This window comes from Solibacillus daqui (assembly GCF_028747805.1).
Lineage (GTDB): Bacteria > Bacillota > Bacilli > Bacillales_A > Planococcaceae > Solibacillus > Solibacillus daqui.
The window spans coordinates 3,305,906-3,322,553 of the sequence record NZ_CP114887.1; the positions used below are offsets into that span (position 1 = coordinate 3,305,906).

Sequence of the window (16,648 nt, forward strand, 5' to 3'; positions counted from 1 at the left end):
CTATTTATCATTTAACGCGACGATACCAGGTAATGCTTTACCTTCCATTAACTCTAATGACGCACCGCCACCTGTTGAGATATGATCCATTTTGTCGGCTACTTCGAATTTTTCTACCGCTGCCGCTGAGTCACCGCCACCGATAATTGTATAGCCTTCTGTTACAGCCATTGCATCTGCAACTGTTTTTGTGCCGTTCGCGAATTTTTCCATTTCGAATACACCCATCGGTCCGTTCCAAATGATTAATTTTGAAGCTTTAATTACTTCTGCATAATTTTCAGCTGTTTTTGGTCCGATATCAAGACCCATCCAATCAGATGGAATTGCATCAATTGCGACTACTTGTGTTTGTGCATCTTTTGAGAATTCATTTGCTACTACTGCATCTACTGGCATGTGTAGCTGAACACCTTTTGCTTTTGCTTGCTCGATGAAGCTTTTTGCTAATTCAATTTTATCTTCTTCTAATAATGATTTACCGATATCATGGCCCATTGCTTTTACGAATGTAAATACTAAGCCACCACCGATAATTAAGTGATCTACTTTATCTAATAAGTTTTCAATTACGCCAATTTTATCTTTAACTTTCGCGCCACCGATAATCGCTGTAAATGGACGCTCTGGATTTGATAATGCTTTACCAAGTACGTCTAATTCTTTTTCCATTAGTAAACCTGATACTGCAGGAACGAACTTCGCGATTCCCTCTGTTGAAGCATGTGCACGGTGAGCTGCGCCGAACGCATCATTAATATAAAGGTCTGCTAATTTAGCAAACTCTTGTGCTAATGCTGCATCATTTTTTTCTTCCCCTTTATGGAAGCGTACATTTTCAAGTAGCACGATGTCGCCGTCTTGCATGTTATTTACTGCTGCTTCAACTGCTTCACCGATTGACTCATCTAACTTTGTAACAGGCTTGTTCATAATTTCTGCTAAGCGTGTACCAACAGCTGTTAAACGCATCTCTTCGTTCACTTCGCCTTTTGGACGGCCAAGATGTGACGCTAAGATCACTTTTGCACCTGCGTTTACTAATTGCTCGATTGTTGGGATTGCTGCACGAATACGTGTTTCGTCAGTAATTTGACCCGCTTCCATCGGCACATTAAAATCCACACGTACAAATACGCGTTTCCCTTTTACATCTACATCGTTCATTGACTTCTTTAAAAACATAAAGAAAATCCTCCTTCAATTATGATTCCAGTAATCGTTATCTGTTACTAATATGTGTTAGTTTTAGAAAAGCACATTTCACGCCAAAATAGCGAGAAATGATGTCTTTTTTTATGTGGATTTCCTTGAAAAATTTGTACTTTCCTATCCACCAATTTAAATAGTATCAAAATTCAGCAGTACTGTCTTGCACTGCCCTTATTAATAAGGTTTTTCCGAAAAAAAAGAGCGGTTCGGGTAATTTTAATTCCCTGCCGCTCTTTACCCTTTAATATTATAAGTCGTTCTGAAATTAAAGGCTATACTTTTTATGACGAATAACTTGTATTATGTCACACTTTTTCTTAGGTTTACAAAAAGTATGTCACATTAAACGAATTTAAGGATTCGTTTTAATTAGACGAAAATTATGCTTTCTCAATTCCACGACCTGCAATGTATAATGCTAAATCCATTAAACGAGTTGAATAACCGATTTCATTGTCATACCAAGAAACCACTTTTACCATACGATTTTCCATAACCATTGTAGATAAGCCATCAATCGTTGAAGAAGCTGGATTACCGTTATAGTCGATCGATACAAGAGGTAATTCGTTATACGCTAAAATACCTTTTAATTCGCCATCTGCTGCTGCTTTTAACGTACCGTTCACTTCTTCTAATGTTACATCTGTGTTTAATTCTGCAACTAAGTCCACACATGATACATTTGGTGTTGGTACACGCATAGAGAAGCCGTCTAATTTCCCTTTTAATTGAGGTAAAACTTTCGAGACTGCTACCGCCGCACCTGTAGTTGTTGGAATCATTGATACCGCACCTGCACGCGCACGACGTGGGTCAGAGTGTGGGAAGTCAAGGATGCGTTGGTCGTTTGTGTATGAGTGAATAGTTGTCATCATTCCACGTTTAATACCGAATTTCTCATCTAATACTTTTGCAAGAGGTGCTAAACAATTTGTTGTACAAGATGCATTAGAAATGACATCCTGAGATGGATCATACTCTGTATGGTTAACGCCCATTACGTAAGTTGGCATGTCGCCTTTTGCTGGCGCTGAAAGAATCGCTTTTTTTGCACCTGCTTGGATATGGCGAGACACTTCTTCCATTGAACGCCATCTACCTGTACATTCTAATACTACATCAACGCCAAGCTCACCCCATGGTAAATTGGCAGGATCTTTTTCAGAAAACACTTGAATTCGTTTACCATTGACAATAAATGCGTTTTCTTCTGCTTGCACATCTGCATCGTATACACCGTGTACTGAGTCATACTTTAAAAGATGCGCTAATTGGCCAGCGTCTGTTAAGTCATTTACTGCAACTACTTCAAATTCCTCATGCTTCATCGCTTCACGGAACACTAATCGTCCGATTCGTCCAAATCCGTTAATTGCTAATTTTAATACCATGTGTAATTCCTCCAATAAATTTTTTATTTAAACAGTATGCCACTCTTTCATGCATTGAACACTCGTTGAATGAAGATATACATACTCTTAATAACATTTTCATTTTGAAAGTATTGCATTTGCGGTTTGTTCATCTGTAATCAAAATCGATTGCGCGGCTGCATTTTTAAAATACGCTTGAATCGCCATCGCTTTATTATGCCCTGCTGCAATCGCAACAACATGACGTGCTTTATTAACTTGCTCAAGCTGAATACCTATCGTACGAATATGATGCACGATGTCTCCTTGCTCGTTGAAATAATATCCAAACGCTTCACTAACTGCTCCCTTTTCATCAAGTGCTTGCTGTTCTAGCTGTGAGCTATTTCGACGTTGGGCCATTTCATGTGCCGCACCAATTCCGTGTACAACAATATTTACCTGTTCATAAAGTGTAATCATTTCTTGAATAATCGGCTCTTGTTTCATTGCTTCATAAGCTTGTGCACTTAAATGCTCTGGTAAGAATAAGGTACGATAGGTTGCGCCAGTTTTTTTCGCGAATTTTGCAACGATTGTATTGGCTTGGAATGTCATTTCATCGCCCATACCACCCCGTGCTGCAAGAAATTCGACTTCACTAAGCACTGTATTTGGCACTAAATATTCTTTTAAAGATGCCACACTACTTCCACCAGTAACAGCGATTTTATCCTTACCTTGCGCAATTTCGAGCATGATTTGTGCAGCTTCCTTGCCTAGCTGTTGTTTCACCGTACTATCTTTCTCAACATCTCCCGAAACTATGACAACACGTCTAATACCAAACTGTTGAGCTAACTGCTGTTCTTTCGCAACAATACCAGAAAGTTCACGATACAATTCAGAAAGCTGTTCTAATACTTCATAACCATTTGACGAACAGGACATGCCTTTTTTCTGAACAGATATGAGATGCTGTTCACTCATTACCGTTATTTCATTACGTACATCTCGCTCGGTCATATGAAGTTGCTCTGCTAATGCACGTCTACCAATTGGACCAAATGTTGCAAGAGTCTGTAAAATTCGAAAGCGCTTTTGAAACAAAGCATTGATTTCAGGCATCAATTTACGCTCAGCTTCAAAAAATGTAACATTGTCCAAAAAATCACCCACTCATACTTATAGGACAAATTTTGCCCCACTAATCATTTTTCGGTCCCACTTAAGACAAAAAAATAATTTATGTTGTTATTATAAAATGAATCATACTTATTTGCAACTAAGATCTCGTCATTTCGAGCAAAATGATGTTAGATGAGCTAAATGACTATTCACTTAGCGCATCTAACAACGTTACATAATCTAATTGTCCGTACTGAATTATTTTTCCATCTTTTTCAACTACGGGAATCATCAGCATATATTTTTCATGAATTTCATCATTGCCTTCTATATCATGTTGTTCAATCGTAAAAGGAATTTCCTCCTGTACGATTTTTAATGTATGTAAGCCTTCGATGCAGAGCTCGCAGTTTGCACGCGAATAAAATTTTACGATCATTATAAACTCTCCTTTTTATACTATTGTATCGGATATCCTTTTAATAAGTATGTGAATTTTATTCGAATAAAAAGCATCTTACCGAAATATTTCAGTAAGACGCTACGCATTTAAATCAATTACGCCCAGGCTAACTATCGTCCAGATATTTTCCGAGACTCCTCTAATAAATCGGTGACATCCGCCGGGGACTTGATTCAGCCGGGGTCTGCCCCCCGCTGAATCAAGTTAAAACTTCCTACCCGCGCCGCCGCCAGATGAACCGCCGCCACCAAAGCCGCCGAAGCCACCTGATGAACCGCCGCCAAATCCTCCTGGGTAGCCGCTATTTCGATAAACACGACGTGCAGTACGTCTGCGCCCACCTGGACCACCGCCACCACCGTATTTCGTAATAATGATATAAACAATAATAATGAAAATAATAAAACCAATTGAAATTCCTTCACTATCATTCGATGAAATAGGCTTTACCAAATCAACACCACTTGCATCTCCACCCATTTCTTCATAAAACTGCGAAAATATATTAGCGAAAGCATCCGTATAATCTCCATTTGCTAAATACGGCATCATATACGTATCAATCATACTCCCAAGTAAACCGTCTGGATAAGTCCCCTCTAGACCATCCCCGACAGTTATCCATATATCATTTTGTCCTTTGCCTTGCTCTGTTGTGGCAAAAATGAGCATGCCATTATCAAGCTTTTCATCACCAATGCCCCATGCTCGCATTGTTTCTGTTCCAAATTCATACGGTTCCAAGCCACCAATCGTATCAATCGTCATCATTACAATGACATTTCCTGTTGATCCTTCAAGTGCTTTTGCTGCTTGAATTAATTTTTGCTCAACGTCATCCGAGATAACATTTCCGTAATCATAAACATACGAATTATATGCGGGCTTTTGTGGAATTACCGCAAATGTTTGTAATGGCATTAAGACTAAGAATAATGCCACTAACAATAGCTTTTTCATATGCCCTTCCCCCTTTAGAAGCTGAGATCTAAACTGCCGGCTCCACCTGAATACGAACTATTACTCACCATTTCCAAAATCAACAGAAGGCGACTCTTCTACACCTTCTTTAATTTCAAAGTAATCTTTTTTCTCAAAGCCAAACATACTAGCAATCAAGTTACTTGGGAACAGACGTACATCACTATTAAACGTTTGAACGGTATCATTATAATCTTTACGTGCAACTGCTAAACGATTTTCCGTTCCAGCCAGTTCATCCATTAAACGTGTAAATTGTACATTAGCTTTCAACTCCGGATAATTCTCTACTATGACTAATAAGCGTGACAATGCAGAAGATAAATCATTATTCGCATCTGCGGCTTCTTCTATTGTATTGGAATTTCCATATTGTGTACGTGCATTAGCTATTTGTGTATATACTTCTTCCTCATGGCTCGCATAACCTTTTACGGTATTTACTAAATTAGGAATTAAATCAAATCTGCGTTGTAATTGGTTTTCAACTTGTGCCCAAGTAGCTTCCACCTTTTCCTCACCTGTTACTAAACTGTTATATTTTGGCACAATCATTACTACCGCAATAACGATGATCGCTACTATTGCAATGAGCACAATAAGTAACGCACTTCCTTTTTGATTTTTTACATGCACAACGAACACCCTCTCTTTGAAAATTACGTATAAAAAATTTTTTATTCTCCACAATAAGAACGTACGAAATTTCTAAAAATGGAGGTTTATAAATGTATACCCAATCATCACAATCTCAAGACAATCAAATGCCTTTCTCACACAACCACGGTGCCCACGAGTTACTTGACGTTCACGAAGTACTTAGTACTATGATCGCCGGACTGAATCAATATGTACTACTACGCGACCATGTACAAGATAGTGAGCTATTAAATATTATGGATCGTCAGTACGCTTTCATGCTCGATGAATACAATATTACGATGGAGTCATACAAAACCGGCCATGACCCGCAACATCCAACCCGTAGCTACAATATGCAAATGGGCAATGACACAAATTATGGCTTAACACCAGGTACCCCAAAAGCACCAATGACTTCTGCAAGCGAAATAAACGATGCTGTCATTTCAGGCTTCATGTTAGGCTGTCATAAAGCTGGTGCAAAAGGCAAAACCGCTGCCGCACTTGAAACAACAAATCCAGTCGTACGTAGGGTTTTACAAGATTCTGTCGCCAACTGCATCGAAATGGCGTATGAAGTTTCACTTTACGAAAACAAAAAAGGGTTTTACCAAGTACCACAACTATCTGAGCAAGATATGAACGCAATGCTCAATATGTATGGCCAAGCACAAAAAGCGAAAAACATGCCAAACTAAAATCATATTTCTTACCAAGATATACGGATGATTTAATCAAAAGTTTCTATTCGCCAAAAAATAACAGAGCATGCGTACAAAATAATTGCGCATGCTCTTTTTATAAATTTCATCTAAGGTAGTAATAAAGAATCGCCAAGATTGTAGTGGGCTTACACCACTGAGTTGTTGTACACTCCGGGCAAAAATAAAACTAGTACTTTTATAGAATTCTCGACAAAAGTACTAGTTTTCAAACTTACTTATTTAATTGTTCATGTAACTTAGAAGAAAAATATTTTCTCGTCTCTGCCATTTTAATATGCAATATTATCTCATCTTTCGTTTCTTCATTCATAAATGTAACATATGCGCCCTCTAAGTCTTCGGTAATATTTGTGAAAATATAGTTTTGCGCAAGTAGTTGATCAATTTGCTGAATTTCCTTTTCGACAAACTGAAATTCCGACATAATCCCACCTCTTTGACATGTTATTCTGTAGAAACTGTTGATGGAACACTAATTGGTTCTGCTTCCACATCAATTGTCCAACTGCGTCCCGTTGTAATACCTAAATAGTCTTCATCACTTGGATTCACTATTTCAGCTTGTGGATACTTTTTGAACCACCAGAACTTCGCTAATACAAAGTAAATGGCAGCCCCTACAAAAAAGCCGATTAATGAAGAATACGCTGGCCAAATATTAGCGATTAACCCACCAATAATCCAAGCAATAAGTCCCGCTAAATTTACACCTTTTAAATAACGATATTGCCCATTAATTTCATATAACTCTTTTACATTTACACGACGTTTTCGAAGTAAATAATAATCCGCAAATAAAATACCTACGATTGAAGATAAAATTCCACCAATCACAAGAAGCACGCTATTTAAAATGTCAAACAAACTCCACGGTTGAACAACTGTACCAACAATCCCAGCAATAACTACCCCCACCCAGAAAGGCACTTTTGGTCCACCTATATTCGAAAAAATGGTAGCTGCTGGAATTACGTTCGCAGAAGTATTTGTCGACCATTGGGCTAAGACAATCATCGATAATAGCATTACAAGTACAAATCCACCCGCTGCCTGCTGAAGTGCATTAATTGGATCACCCGAGCCTGTCGCCATATAACATACCGCTCCGATTACAACCATTAATGTATTAAAAACAGGTTGAACAATAAGAGAACCTAATAATTGCGTTTTATTTCGTTTGAACCAGTTGCGTTCATATTTTGGCGCTTTAAAGTGACGAGAAAGCGTTGGCATATCGGCAGCCAATGTCGCCCAGAAGCCCATAATCGCTGTTGCGATAACCATAAATGCGGTAAACTGTTCAAAGCCTGTTTGTGGTGCTTCCACCCAAGACCATACTGCCTTTCCTTGTTCCTTTGCTTCAGCAGATAATTGTAAATACATCCAAATCGAGATGAAGATAATGATTGGCGCTGCGAAATCTGCAAAACGCTCGATCGACTTAATCCCCAATGAAACATTTAGCAATTGTAACCCAGCAAATACGATGAAACATACAAACCAATTATCAAAGCCAATTAATATATTTAAAATTCCGTTGATTGCTGCAGCACCAAAATACGTATTAATACCAAACCAACATGACGCGGTAAATGCACGGGCAAATGACGGTAAATGGGTTCCGATTGTACCAAATGGAGCCCGCATGTATACCGGAAACGATAAACCATGCTCTACACCTATATCACCGATAATTACCATAAATATTCCGATTAATACAGACCCAACTAATGTCGCCAATATTAACATTGGCATACTTAAATTAATAATACCTCCAGCACCGATTGCAAACGCTGCTAATACAATGGCCATACCTACCCAAATTACACCAAAACCTAACATCCCTATATTACGGTTTTCATACTTAATAGGTAGTAAATCAGGAGACTTTAAGTAATTATCACTTGAACTTTTGGATTTTGACATGCTACACCTCATTTAATTAGATTTCTTTAAACTAATTAACGGACAACATTTGAATTATTCGCACTGAATCCTGCAAGTAATGATTGTCTTTCATTCCATGTCATTGATGCTTGTGTACGAGGTAATTCTTTCATCGTAATTGCACCTTCAGCCGGACAAACAATGGAGCATAAATTACAACCAACACAGTCCTCTTCTCGAACTTTTAACATTGGACGCCCATTTTCCGAATATAAATCGATACATTGATGAGAAGTATCTTCGCAAGCTATATGACATTTATTACAATTAATACAGATGTCATTATTAATTTCTGCGACAACTTTGTAATTTAAATCTAAATCCCCCCAATCCGAATATTTCGGGACTGTTTTTCCAACTAAATCCGTTACTGAAGCTAAGCCTTTTTCATCTAAATAATTGCTTAAGCCATCAATCATATCTTCTACAATACTAAATCCATGATGCATGGCTGCTGTACAAACTTGTACGCTTGTAGAACCCATCAAAATAAATTCTGCTGCATCTTGCCAATTTGAGATTCCACCAATGCCTGAAATCGGTACGTTTATAATTGGATTTCTAGCACATTCCCCTACCATATTTAGTGCAATCGGTTTAACAGCTGGGCCACAATAACCTCCGTGTGCACCTTTATTTCCGACATGCGGGATTGTATTCCAAGAGTTTAAATCCACTCCGGCTAAACTATTAATCGTATTAATCATACTAATGGCGTCTGCACCACCACGAATCGCCGCTTCTGCTGTTACAGTAATATCTGTAATATTTGGTGTTAACTTTACGATTACCGGAACTTCAGCATACTCTTTTGCCCAATAAGTTTGCTTTTCTACTAGTTCTGGCACCTGCCCTGAAGCGGAGCCCATTCCGCGTTCGGCCATTCCATGTGGACAACCAAAATTCAATTCAAAGCCATCAACACCGACATCTTGTACTTTCTTAACGATTTCATGCCACTTTTCAGCCTTTGGTTCAACCATTAACGACGCAATAATCGCATGATTCGGAAATCGTTTCTTTGTTTCATAAATTTCTTTTAAATTCACTTCTAGTGGACGGTCTGTAATTAACTCAATATTGTTAAAGCCTGCAACTCGTTGTCCATTAAAACTAACAGCTGCAAAACGTGATGTAACGTTTAATATAGGATCTCCTAATGTTTTCCAAACTGCACCACCCCAGCCTGCCTCAAACGCCCTTTGCACTTGGTAACCCGAGTTAGTCGGTGGTGCCGATGCTAGCCAAAATGGATTTGGTGACTTAATGCCTGCGAAATTAATCGATAAATCTGCCATTTGAATACCCCCTATGCAATTTCTGATTTTGCGTTCAGTTCATTATGAATTGCGTATGCCGAATCTTTTCCTTGTTGCGCCGCGGACACGACCGTTGCTTCACCATAGCCATTGCCATAAATAACGTCACCGCAAGCATAGATTTTCGGATTTGATGTTTTCAAACTATTCATGTCTACATCAATCACACCACGTGTATTCGCTAATCCTAAATGCTCAATCAGTTCATAATGTTTCGTTTGACCAATTGCTCGAATGACTGCATCTGTTTCAATGACAAATTCAGAGTTAGGAATTTCCGTTAACTTTCCTTTTCCATTCTCTATATCCGTTAACTTCATTTTCACACATTCCATTCCAATGACTTGACCGTTTTCATTGCCAATAATTCGTTTAGGTAGTGATAACCATCTGAATTCCACACCGTCCAGTTTGGCAAATTCATATTCAAAATCATAGGCCGTCATTTCTTTGGAGGTACGACGGTAAACAATTTGCACTTGCTCCGCACCTAAACGAACCGAGCAGGTTGCAGCATCTATCGCTGTATTCCCAGCACCAATGACAACTACTTTTTTCCCTACTACCTTATCAGTAAATGTAGCTTTTGATTCTTTTACATAATCAATCGCATCATATACGCCCTCTAAGTTTTCACCCTCAATGCCAAGCATCGGTACTTTCCCCATCCCAACCGCTACGATAATGCGGTCAAAATTGGCAAGTAGTTCATCTACGAGCACATCTTCCCCTATTTTTGTGCTTGTTTTTATTTCTACACCTAGGTTTTGTACTTGCTTAACTTCCCATTCTACGACATCTTGTGGTAAGCGGAATGAAACAATTCCGTAGTAATTTAAACCGCCTGCTTTTTCATCGGCCTCATAAATCGTTACGGCATATCCTAATAACGCCAATTCACGTGCGGCAGATAAACCTGCGGGGCCACTCCCGATAATTGCGATTTTCTTACCGTTTTGCGGTTGTGGTGTAAATAATTTTACGTTCGATTCACGTAGCCAATCAGTTGCATAGCGTTGCAAATGACCAATTTGAATTGGTTTTTCCTCACTATTTAATACACAAGCTCCCTCACAAAGCTCGATTGTTGGACAAACTCTCGCACAACTTGCACCTACAGGATTTGACTCCATTATGACGCGAGCAGAACCCTTCATATTATTCGAAGCAATTTTCTTTATAAAGCTTGGAATATTAATACTTGTTGGACAGGCTTGAATACAAGGCGCGTCGTAGCAATATAAACATCGATTTGCTTCAACCGTTGCGGTATATGTTGTTAAGCCACCAAACATTTCTTCAAAGTTTTTTGATAAATCATTACTCATTTTCATAACAATCCTCTCCCCAGTGTGATTTGTTATTACTTGTCTAGTGGGATCAATACTTATGAAGATACTTTAGTTGTGTTCTTTACTTCTCGTCGGATATACTTGCCACTTCCAAGTTTACCTACGAATTTTTTTTCTTTAATTACGTATTCACCACGTACTAAAACGCTTGTCGGTTCACCTGTTACTTCCAACCCTTCAAATGCGTTATAGTCCACATTCATGTGATGCGTCTCCGCTGAAATCGTACGTTTAACTGTCGGATCAAATAAGACAATATCGGCATCTGATCCAATAGCAATCGTCCCCTTTTGCGGGAATAATCCGAAAATCTTTGCGGACTGTGTAGAAATCATATCAACAAATTCATTAATTGAAATTCGGCCTTTTTCTACGCCTTCCGAATATATAACAGAGAAGCGATCCTCAATAAATGGCCCTCCATTTGGAATTTTCGAGAAATCATCTTTCCCTAATGACTTTTTGCCGTTAAAGCTGAAAGAGCATTGATCTGAACCAATTGTTTGTAATTGCTTCGCTTTCAATGCATTCCATAATACTTCCTGATGCTCTTTCGGGCGTAAAGGTGGTGACCATACATATTTTGCCCCTTCAAAGTCCGGCTTTGCTAATGCTGATTGATCCAACACTAAATACGGTGGGCATGTTTCACCTAAAACATTGTAGCCTTTATTGCGCGCTGAAATAATTTCATCAACGGCTTCTTTACATGTAACATGTACAACATATAATTGTGCTCCCGCTAAATTTGCAAGTTCAATCGCACGTTTTGTCGCTTCTCCTTCTACTTCTGGAGGGCGTGTTAATGCATGATAAATTGGAGCTGTATTACCCTTTGCTTTCGCCTCTTCTACTAGCTCGTCAATAACCGACCCATTTTCACAGTGCACCATAACCGTTGCACCTAGCTCTTTTCCAACTTTAAATGCTTGGAATAATGTACGGTCTGTTGCCTGGAATTCCTTTGCATATGCTAAAAACACTTTGATTGAACTTATCCCGCCTCGTTCTAGCGCTTCAGGCAATTCTTTTAGACGTTGCTCATTTAAATCACCAATCATTAGGTGGAAACCGTAGTCAATAACCGCCTTGTCTTTCGATTTGCTATGCCATGTATCAATGGCATCCATTAAAGTAGGAGAACCGGCACTAATGCAGAAATCAATAATTGTTGTCGTTCCTCCAAATGCTGCTGCAATCGTCCCTGACTCCCAATCATCATCGGTAACGGTATTATTAAAAGGCATATCTAAATGGGTATGCGGATCAATTCCTCCTGGGAAAATAAGCTTTCCTGACGCATCAATAATTTCCGCATCTTCCTCTTGTATACTCGGTGCAATTTGCGTAATTACCCCGTCTTCGATTAATAAATCTGCTTTATACGTATCGGCAGCCGTTACAATAGTTCCTCCAGTTACGATCTTCTTCATAATTTCTCCTCCTAGTTGCTAAAATTATTTATCAAAAACTCTATTAAAGAATTGATAAAACAACAGAATACAAAATATTCGGATTATTAAAGGTGTGCTTATCCTACATTAATGCTCACACTTAAAATGATAAGTGTTTGGAGACAGCTTAAATGAGGGATCCACTGACACTATAAGCACGCTAAGTGAAAGCTAATGTTCGAAATAAGATGAGGAATATCCCATCAAGCAAAGAAAGTTTCACTTTATGCAATTAAATATATTTATGAAAAGAATTTTGATTATATCCATACGTTGGACAAAACTGATGTGAACTAAAGCTTAAATACCTTTTGCGGAAAGCGTACTACTAAATATTTTTAGCAAACACAATTTCATAGAATGAGGGATAGATGTATTAAATTTTGAATAATAATCTAACATTGAGCAAATTTAAAGAATGGATTAATTAGAATGTTACTTATTGTGGCGGGCTACGGCATGACCGCATTATGGCCACGTGGTACGTGTCCATACTACTGTCTTTAATGCCGCATGCAAGGCCCGCCAAACTAAAATGTTGCGTGTGAATTTAGTTAAAAGAGTCCAATGCCGCCGCTTGCGCATTCGCGAGGCGGCGAGGATGCATAAAACATGTCGCTGTTTACAATATTGTATCTTCAATTAAATGTTTTCTTTGAAAATAAAAACCAGCTATTTTTTTTAAAATAAAACCATTTCAGATGAAAGTAGACTTTATTTCAATAACTAAGATTAATTCAGCACACTTCATTAAATAGCTTTGTAAAAAAGTCAACTTTAGTTATATAGTAGAGTGCCGCGAAGTGAAGGGGCGGACTCCTTGGGGATTAAGCGTGCGCGTAAAAAATAAAGTTGCTCCTGCGGTTACTCGTCGCAAAGCGTTTGTCAACGCTTTGGAGCCACGCCCCCAGGAAAGCATGCCCCGTAGAGTAGCAGAACGAATTATTTTATCTACGCGTACTTTATTCCAAATATTGTATTGTAAAGTACTAATTATGGATAGTAATTTTAATTTTACAAGATGGATTGTTGCGATTTAATATACACTACGTAATGTAATTTATATTAAATTGTGGACATTTTGTAAAAGTAATAATGAATAAAGGAGCAATTCCATTATTACTTATCCACAATGTAATAAAAGCTTGCTCCTTTTCAATCCATCTATTTAGTTATTGCTAGGGAAAGCAAATGTAGATTCGGTTTTTTCTGTTACTTCAATCCAACGTTCTGAAATGGTCTTCGTTTTCGTATAAAAACGGGCTTGATCTGGTCCAAACATATGGCCTTCACCGAAACGAGAGCCTTTGAAACCGGCAAAATTGTGGTAACCTACTGGTATTGGAATTGGCACGTTTACGCCAACCATCCCTACATCAATCTCGGTTGTAAACTTGCGTGCAGCTGCACCGTCATTTGTAAAGATCGTTACACCATTTGCTAATTCTTGCGAATTAATAACAGCAATTGCTTCCGCTAAAGAAGCTACGCGCACAACATTTCGAGCGGGACCGAATACTTCTAATTCGAAAATATCCATTTCCGTTGTAATATTATCTAATAATGTGGGACCTACAAAGTAACCATTTGAATTTTCCGCCATGTTTAATGTACGCCCATCATTGACAACCGTTGCCCCTTGCTGCTCCGCACGATCAATCGCTTTTAAAATGCCCTCTTTGGATTCTTTCGAAATGACCGGACCGAAATCTGTTCCTTCTTCGGTATAACTACCGACTTTTAACTTACTAATTTTCTCTTTTAAAATTGCTACTAATTTATTTGCCGTCTCTTCGCCAACCGGCATAATTGTAGAAATGGCCATACAGCGTTGAGAGGCCGCTCCATATGCCGCTCCGATAAATGCGTTTGCTACTTGCTCTAAATCTGCATCGGGCATGACAACCATATTATTTTTACCACCACCAAGTGCTGTTACACGCTTTCCATATTTTGAGCCAGTCTCGTAAATATATTTCGCTACCGGCGTTGAACCTACAAATGAAATTGCTTGCACCGATGGATTTTCTAATAGTTCATTTACAGCCTCTTTACTACCATTTACTACTGTCCAAATGCCATCTGGTAAGCCCGCCTTTTTCCATAATTCACTGACAAATAACGCTGTCATCGGTACTTTTTCAGAAGCCTTTAAAATAACGGCATTCCCAACAGCTACAGCCATTGAAGTTTGCGCTAACGGAACCATAATTGGGAAGTTAAACGGTGAAATCGCAGCAACAACCCCTAAAGGATATTTTGCCGAATACGAATTAATTTGACCGCCTACATTGACAGAGTATTCCCCCTTCATTAAATGAGGTGCTCCAATAGCTAAATCAACGGATTCCAATCCACGAATAATTTCACCGCGCGCATCTTCTAAAGTTTTTCCGCTTTCTGTGCAAATGATATTCAGTAACTGATCTATATTTTCTGTTATGAGTTGACGAAAACGTATGATAACTTCTACTCGTTTAGCAACGGCGATATCACGCCATGCAGGGAATGCAGCCTCAGCCGCGGCAATTGCTTCATTCGTTTCCTCGGCAGTTGCAAGTGGCACTTCTGCAATCACTTCACCCGTTGATGGATTATATACATTTGCATAATTACCACTTTTACCTTCTACTAATTGCCCATTAATGAAATGCGTTAATTTTTTTACTGAAACCGCTTCTGTCATATGAGAAATTCCTCCTTTTACTTAATGCTGTTTACAGCTTCGATAAATGTATTGGCAATAAAGTTCATTTCTTCAAACGTAATTGAAAGTGGTGGGGATAATGTTAAAACATTATTAAAGTTCGCAACTGTCACACCATTTTTCCCAATGATTAATCCTTTTGCCTTACAATAAGCAATAACGGCATTTACTTTATGGATATCTAATGGTTTTTTCGTTGCTTTATCTTCAACAAGCTCAATTCCTAGCAACAAGCCTTTCCCACGAATATTCCCAACATATGGGTGGTCATTTAAATTATCCTGTAAGCATTGCATCAGTTCTGTACCTAGCTTTACAGATTGTTCAAATAAATTTTCACGTTCCATAATTTCGATATTTTTTAAAGCAACTGAACACGCTACTGGTGAGCCGCCAAATGTATTTACATGACGCAAAAACTCATAGTCTCCATTGCTTGTGAATTGATCATAGATTTCCCGACGTACAGCTGTAGCAGATAATGGCATATAGGCACTCGTCAGCCCTTTAGCCATTGTCACAATATCAGGTTTAATTCCATAATTTTGGAATCCGAAAGCTTTACCCGTACGACCAAAGCCACAAATTACTTCATCAATGATGAGCAACGTACCATGCTTTTCACATACTTCTTTCACACCTTTTAAGTAGGCCTCATTGGGTACGATTACACCGCCACCCGTAATGATTGGCTCCATAATAACGGCAGCCACCGTTTCTGACATTTCCCACGTAATCGTTTGATCAATTGTGTTGACACTTGGTAATGTCGTTGGATCATTATTTTGCATCTCTTCAGGATTGCGATATTGATCAGGTGGTGCAACGTGTAGGAAGCCTGGTGCAAGCGGCTCATATTTATATTTTCGTTGTGCTTGGCCTGTTGCTGCAAGTGAGCCCATTGTATTTCCATGATACGCGCGGTAACGGGAGATAATTTTATAGCGATTTGTTTCACCTTTTTGTTGATAATATTGACGAGCGATTTTAAATGCTACTTCATTCGCCTCTGAACCGCTATTCGAATAAAAAACAACATATTCATCGCCTAATAATTCACTAATTTTTTGACTTAATAAAATCGATGGTGTATGACCATAAGAAAGAGGTGTATAGGAGTTTTTAATCATCTGTTCATATGCTACTTCTGCCATTTCCTTACGTCCATACCCAATATTAGTACACCAAAGTCCTGCCATTGCATCCAAATATTTGTTACCATCAATATCCGTCACCCAAGCACCTTCAGCTTGTTCAACAATGAAAGTTGCTTCAGGGTTATAAGGTTTCATTGAATGCCATACGTATTTTTCATCATTTGTTTTCCAGTTATACTCCACTGATTTACTCATGAACATCCCTC

At 38.6% G+C, this 16,648-nt stretch carries 14 protein-coding genes; 1 reads left to right on the top strand and 13 read right to left on the bottom strand.

The genetic code is table 11. The features are described from left to right. The 6 genes from O7776_RS16195 to O7776_RS16220 form a co-directional block, all read right to left on the bottom strand. Positions 1 to 1,185, bottom strand: coding sequence for a phosphoglycerate kinase (locus O7776_RS16195; protein WP_274307997.1), 1,185 nt, complete (start codon positions 1,183 to 1,185; stop codon positions 1 to 3). A gap of 407 nt (positions 1,186 to 1,592) precedes the next feature. After that, positions 1,593 to 2,606 carry a type I glyceraldehyde-3-phosphate dehydrogenase gene (gap, locus tag O7776_RS16200; RefSeq protein ID WP_274307998.1) on the bottom strand — a complete coding sequence of 338 codons (1,014 nt, stop codon included), beginning with the start codon at positions 2,604 to 2,606 and terminating at the stop codon, positions 1,593 to 1,595. 99 nt (positions 2,607 to 2,705) lie between these two features. Beyond that, entirely contained in the window at positions 2,706 to 3,734 is a 1,029-nt protein-coding gene (locus tag O7776_RS16205) for a sugar-binding transcriptional regulator (RefSeq protein WP_274307999.1), read from the bottom strand. Positions 3,735 to 3,900: 166 nt separating this feature from the next. Next, positions 3,901 to 4,134, bottom strand: a complete 234-nt coding sequence (locus O7776_RS16210) for a glutaredoxin family protein (RefSeq protein ID WP_274308000.1) — start codon at positions 4,132 to 4,134, stop codon at positions 3,901 to 3,903. A 228-nt stretch (positions 4,135 to 4,362) separates the two neighbouring features. Next, positions 4,363 to 5,118 (bottom strand): TPM domain-containing protein, encoded by a 756-nt coding sequence (locus tag O7776_RS16215; RefSeq protein ID WP_274308001.1) that lies wholly within the window; start codon positions 5,116 to 5,118, stop codon positions 4,363 to 4,365. A gap of 60 nt (positions 5,119 to 5,178) precedes the next feature. Beyond that, positions 5,179 to 5,694: a LemA family protein gene (locus O7776_RS16220; RefSeq protein WP_420802187.1), complete on the bottom strand. Its 516-nt coding sequence runs from the start codon at positions 5,692 to 5,694 to the stop codon at positions 5,179 to 5,181. A 173-nt stretch (positions 5,695 to 5,867) separates the two neighbouring features. Between O7776_RS16220 and O7776_RS16225 the strand changes: the two genes are divergently transcribed. Beyond that, positions 5,868 to 6,479, top strand: a complete 612-nt coding sequence (locus O7776_RS16225) for a spore coat protein (RefSeq protein ID WP_274308003.1) — start codon at positions 5,868 to 5,870, stop codon at positions 6,477 to 6,479. A 238-nt stretch (positions 6,480 to 6,717) separates the two neighbouring features. Here O7776_RS16225 and O7776_RS16230 read toward each other — a convergent pair whose 3' ends face one another. The 7 genes from O7776_RS16230 to O7776_RS16260 all read right to left on the bottom strand — a co-directional run bounded on the left by O7776_RS16230 (position 6,718) and on the right by O7776_RS16260 (position 16,637). After that, positions 6,718 to 6,930, bottom strand: a complete 213-nt coding sequence (locus O7776_RS16230; RefSeq protein ID WP_274308004.1) for a hypothetical protein — start codon at positions 6,928 to 6,930, stop codon at positions 6,718 to 6,720. 20 nt (positions 6,931 to 6,950) lie between these two features. Further along, complete coding sequence (locus O7776_RS16235; protein WP_274308005.1) at positions 6,951 to 8,432, bottom strand: NCS1 family transporter; 1,482 nt, start codon at positions 8,430 to 8,432, stop codon at positions 6,951 to 6,953. Between the two features lie 35 nt (positions 8,433 to 8,467). Then, positions 8,468 to 9,751, bottom strand: coding sequence for an NAD-dependent dihydropyrimidine dehydrogenase subunit PreA (gene preA / locus O7776_RS16240; RefSeq protein ID WP_274308006.1), 1,284 nt, complete (start codon positions 9,749 to 9,751; stop codon positions 8,468 to 8,470). A gap of 11 nt (positions 9,752 to 9,762) precedes the next feature. Continuing rightward, positions 9,763 to 11,100 carry an NAD(P)-dependent oxidoreductase gene (locus tag O7776_RS16245; protein WP_274310528.1) on the bottom strand — a complete coding sequence of 446 codons (1,338 nt, stop codon included), beginning with the start codon at positions 11,098 to 11,100 and terminating at the stop codon, positions 9,763 to 9,765. 59 nt (positions 11,101 to 11,159) lie between these two features. After that, positions 11,160 to 12,557 carry a dihydropyrimidinase gene (gene hydA, locus O7776_RS16250; protein WP_274308007.1) on the bottom strand — a complete coding sequence of 466 codons (1,398 nt, stop codon included), beginning with the start codon at positions 12,555 to 12,557 and terminating at the stop codon, positions 11,160 to 11,162. A gap of 1,189 nt (positions 12,558 to 13,746) precedes the next feature. After that, positions 13,747 to 15,264, bottom strand: a complete 1,518-nt coding sequence (locus O7776_RS16255) for a CoA-acylating methylmalonate-semialdehyde dehydrogenase (protein ID WP_274308008.1) — start codon at positions 15,262 to 15,264, stop codon at positions 13,747 to 13,749. Between the two features lie 17 nt (positions 15,265 to 15,281). Further along, on the bottom strand, positions 15,282 to 16,637 hold the full coding sequence (locus O7776_RS16260) for an aspartate aminotransferase family protein (RefSeq protein ID WP_274308009.1): 1,356 nt from the start codon (positions 16,635 to 16,637) through the stop codon (positions 15,282 to 15,284). Between the last annotated feature and the right edge of the window lie 11 nt (positions 16,638 to 16,648).

Coding starts and splice junctions, on each gene's coding strand:
- O7776_RS16230 (WP_274308004.1), bottom strand. CDS start 6,930: ATGTCGGAATTTCAGTTTGTCGAAAAGGAAATTCAGCAAATTGATCAA.
- hydA (WP_274308007.1), bottom strand. CDS start 12,557: ATGAAGAAGATCGTAACTGGAGGAACTATTGTAACGGCTGCCGATACG.
- O7776_RS16225 (WP_274308003.1), top strand. CDS start 5,868: ATGTATACCCAATCATCACAATCTCAAGACAATCAAATGCCTTTCTCA.
- O7776_RS16215 (WP_274308001.1), bottom strand. CDS start 5,118: ATGAAAAAGCTATTGTTAGTGGCATTATTCTTAGTCTTAATGCCATTA.
- O7776_RS16245 (WP_274310528.1), bottom strand. CDS start 11,100: ATGAGTAATGATTTATCAAAAAACTTTGAAGAAATGTTTGGTGGCTTA.
- O7776_RS16195 (WP_274307997.1), bottom strand. CDS start 1,185: ATGTTTTTAAAGAAGTCAATGAACGATGTAGATGTAAAAGGGAAACGC.
- O7776_RS16260 (WP_274308009.1), bottom strand. CDS start 16,637: ATGAGTAAATCAGTGGAGTATAACTGGAAAACAAATGATGAAAAATAC.
- O7776_RS16220 (WP_420802187.1), bottom strand. CDS start 5,694: ATGATTGTGCCAAAATATAACAGTTTAGTAACAGGTGAGGAAAAGGTG.
- gap (WP_274307998.1), bottom strand. CDS start 2,606: ATGGTATTAAAATTAGCAATTAACGGATTTGGACGAATCGGACGATTA.
- O7776_RS16210 (WP_274308000.1), bottom strand. CDS start 4,134: ATGATCGTAAAATTTTATTCGCGTGCAAACTGCGAGCTCTGCATCGAA.
- preA (WP_274308006.1), bottom strand. CDS start 9,751: ATGGCAGATTTATCGATTAATTTCGCAGGCATTAAGTCACCAAATCCA.
- O7776_RS16235 (WP_274308005.1), bottom strand. CDS start 8,432: ATGTCAAAATCCAAAAGTTCAAGTGATAATTACTTAAAGTCTCCTGAT.
- O7776_RS16255 (WP_274308008.1), bottom strand. CDS start 15,264: ATGACAGAAGCGGTTTCAGTAAAAAAATTAACGCATTTCATTAATGGG.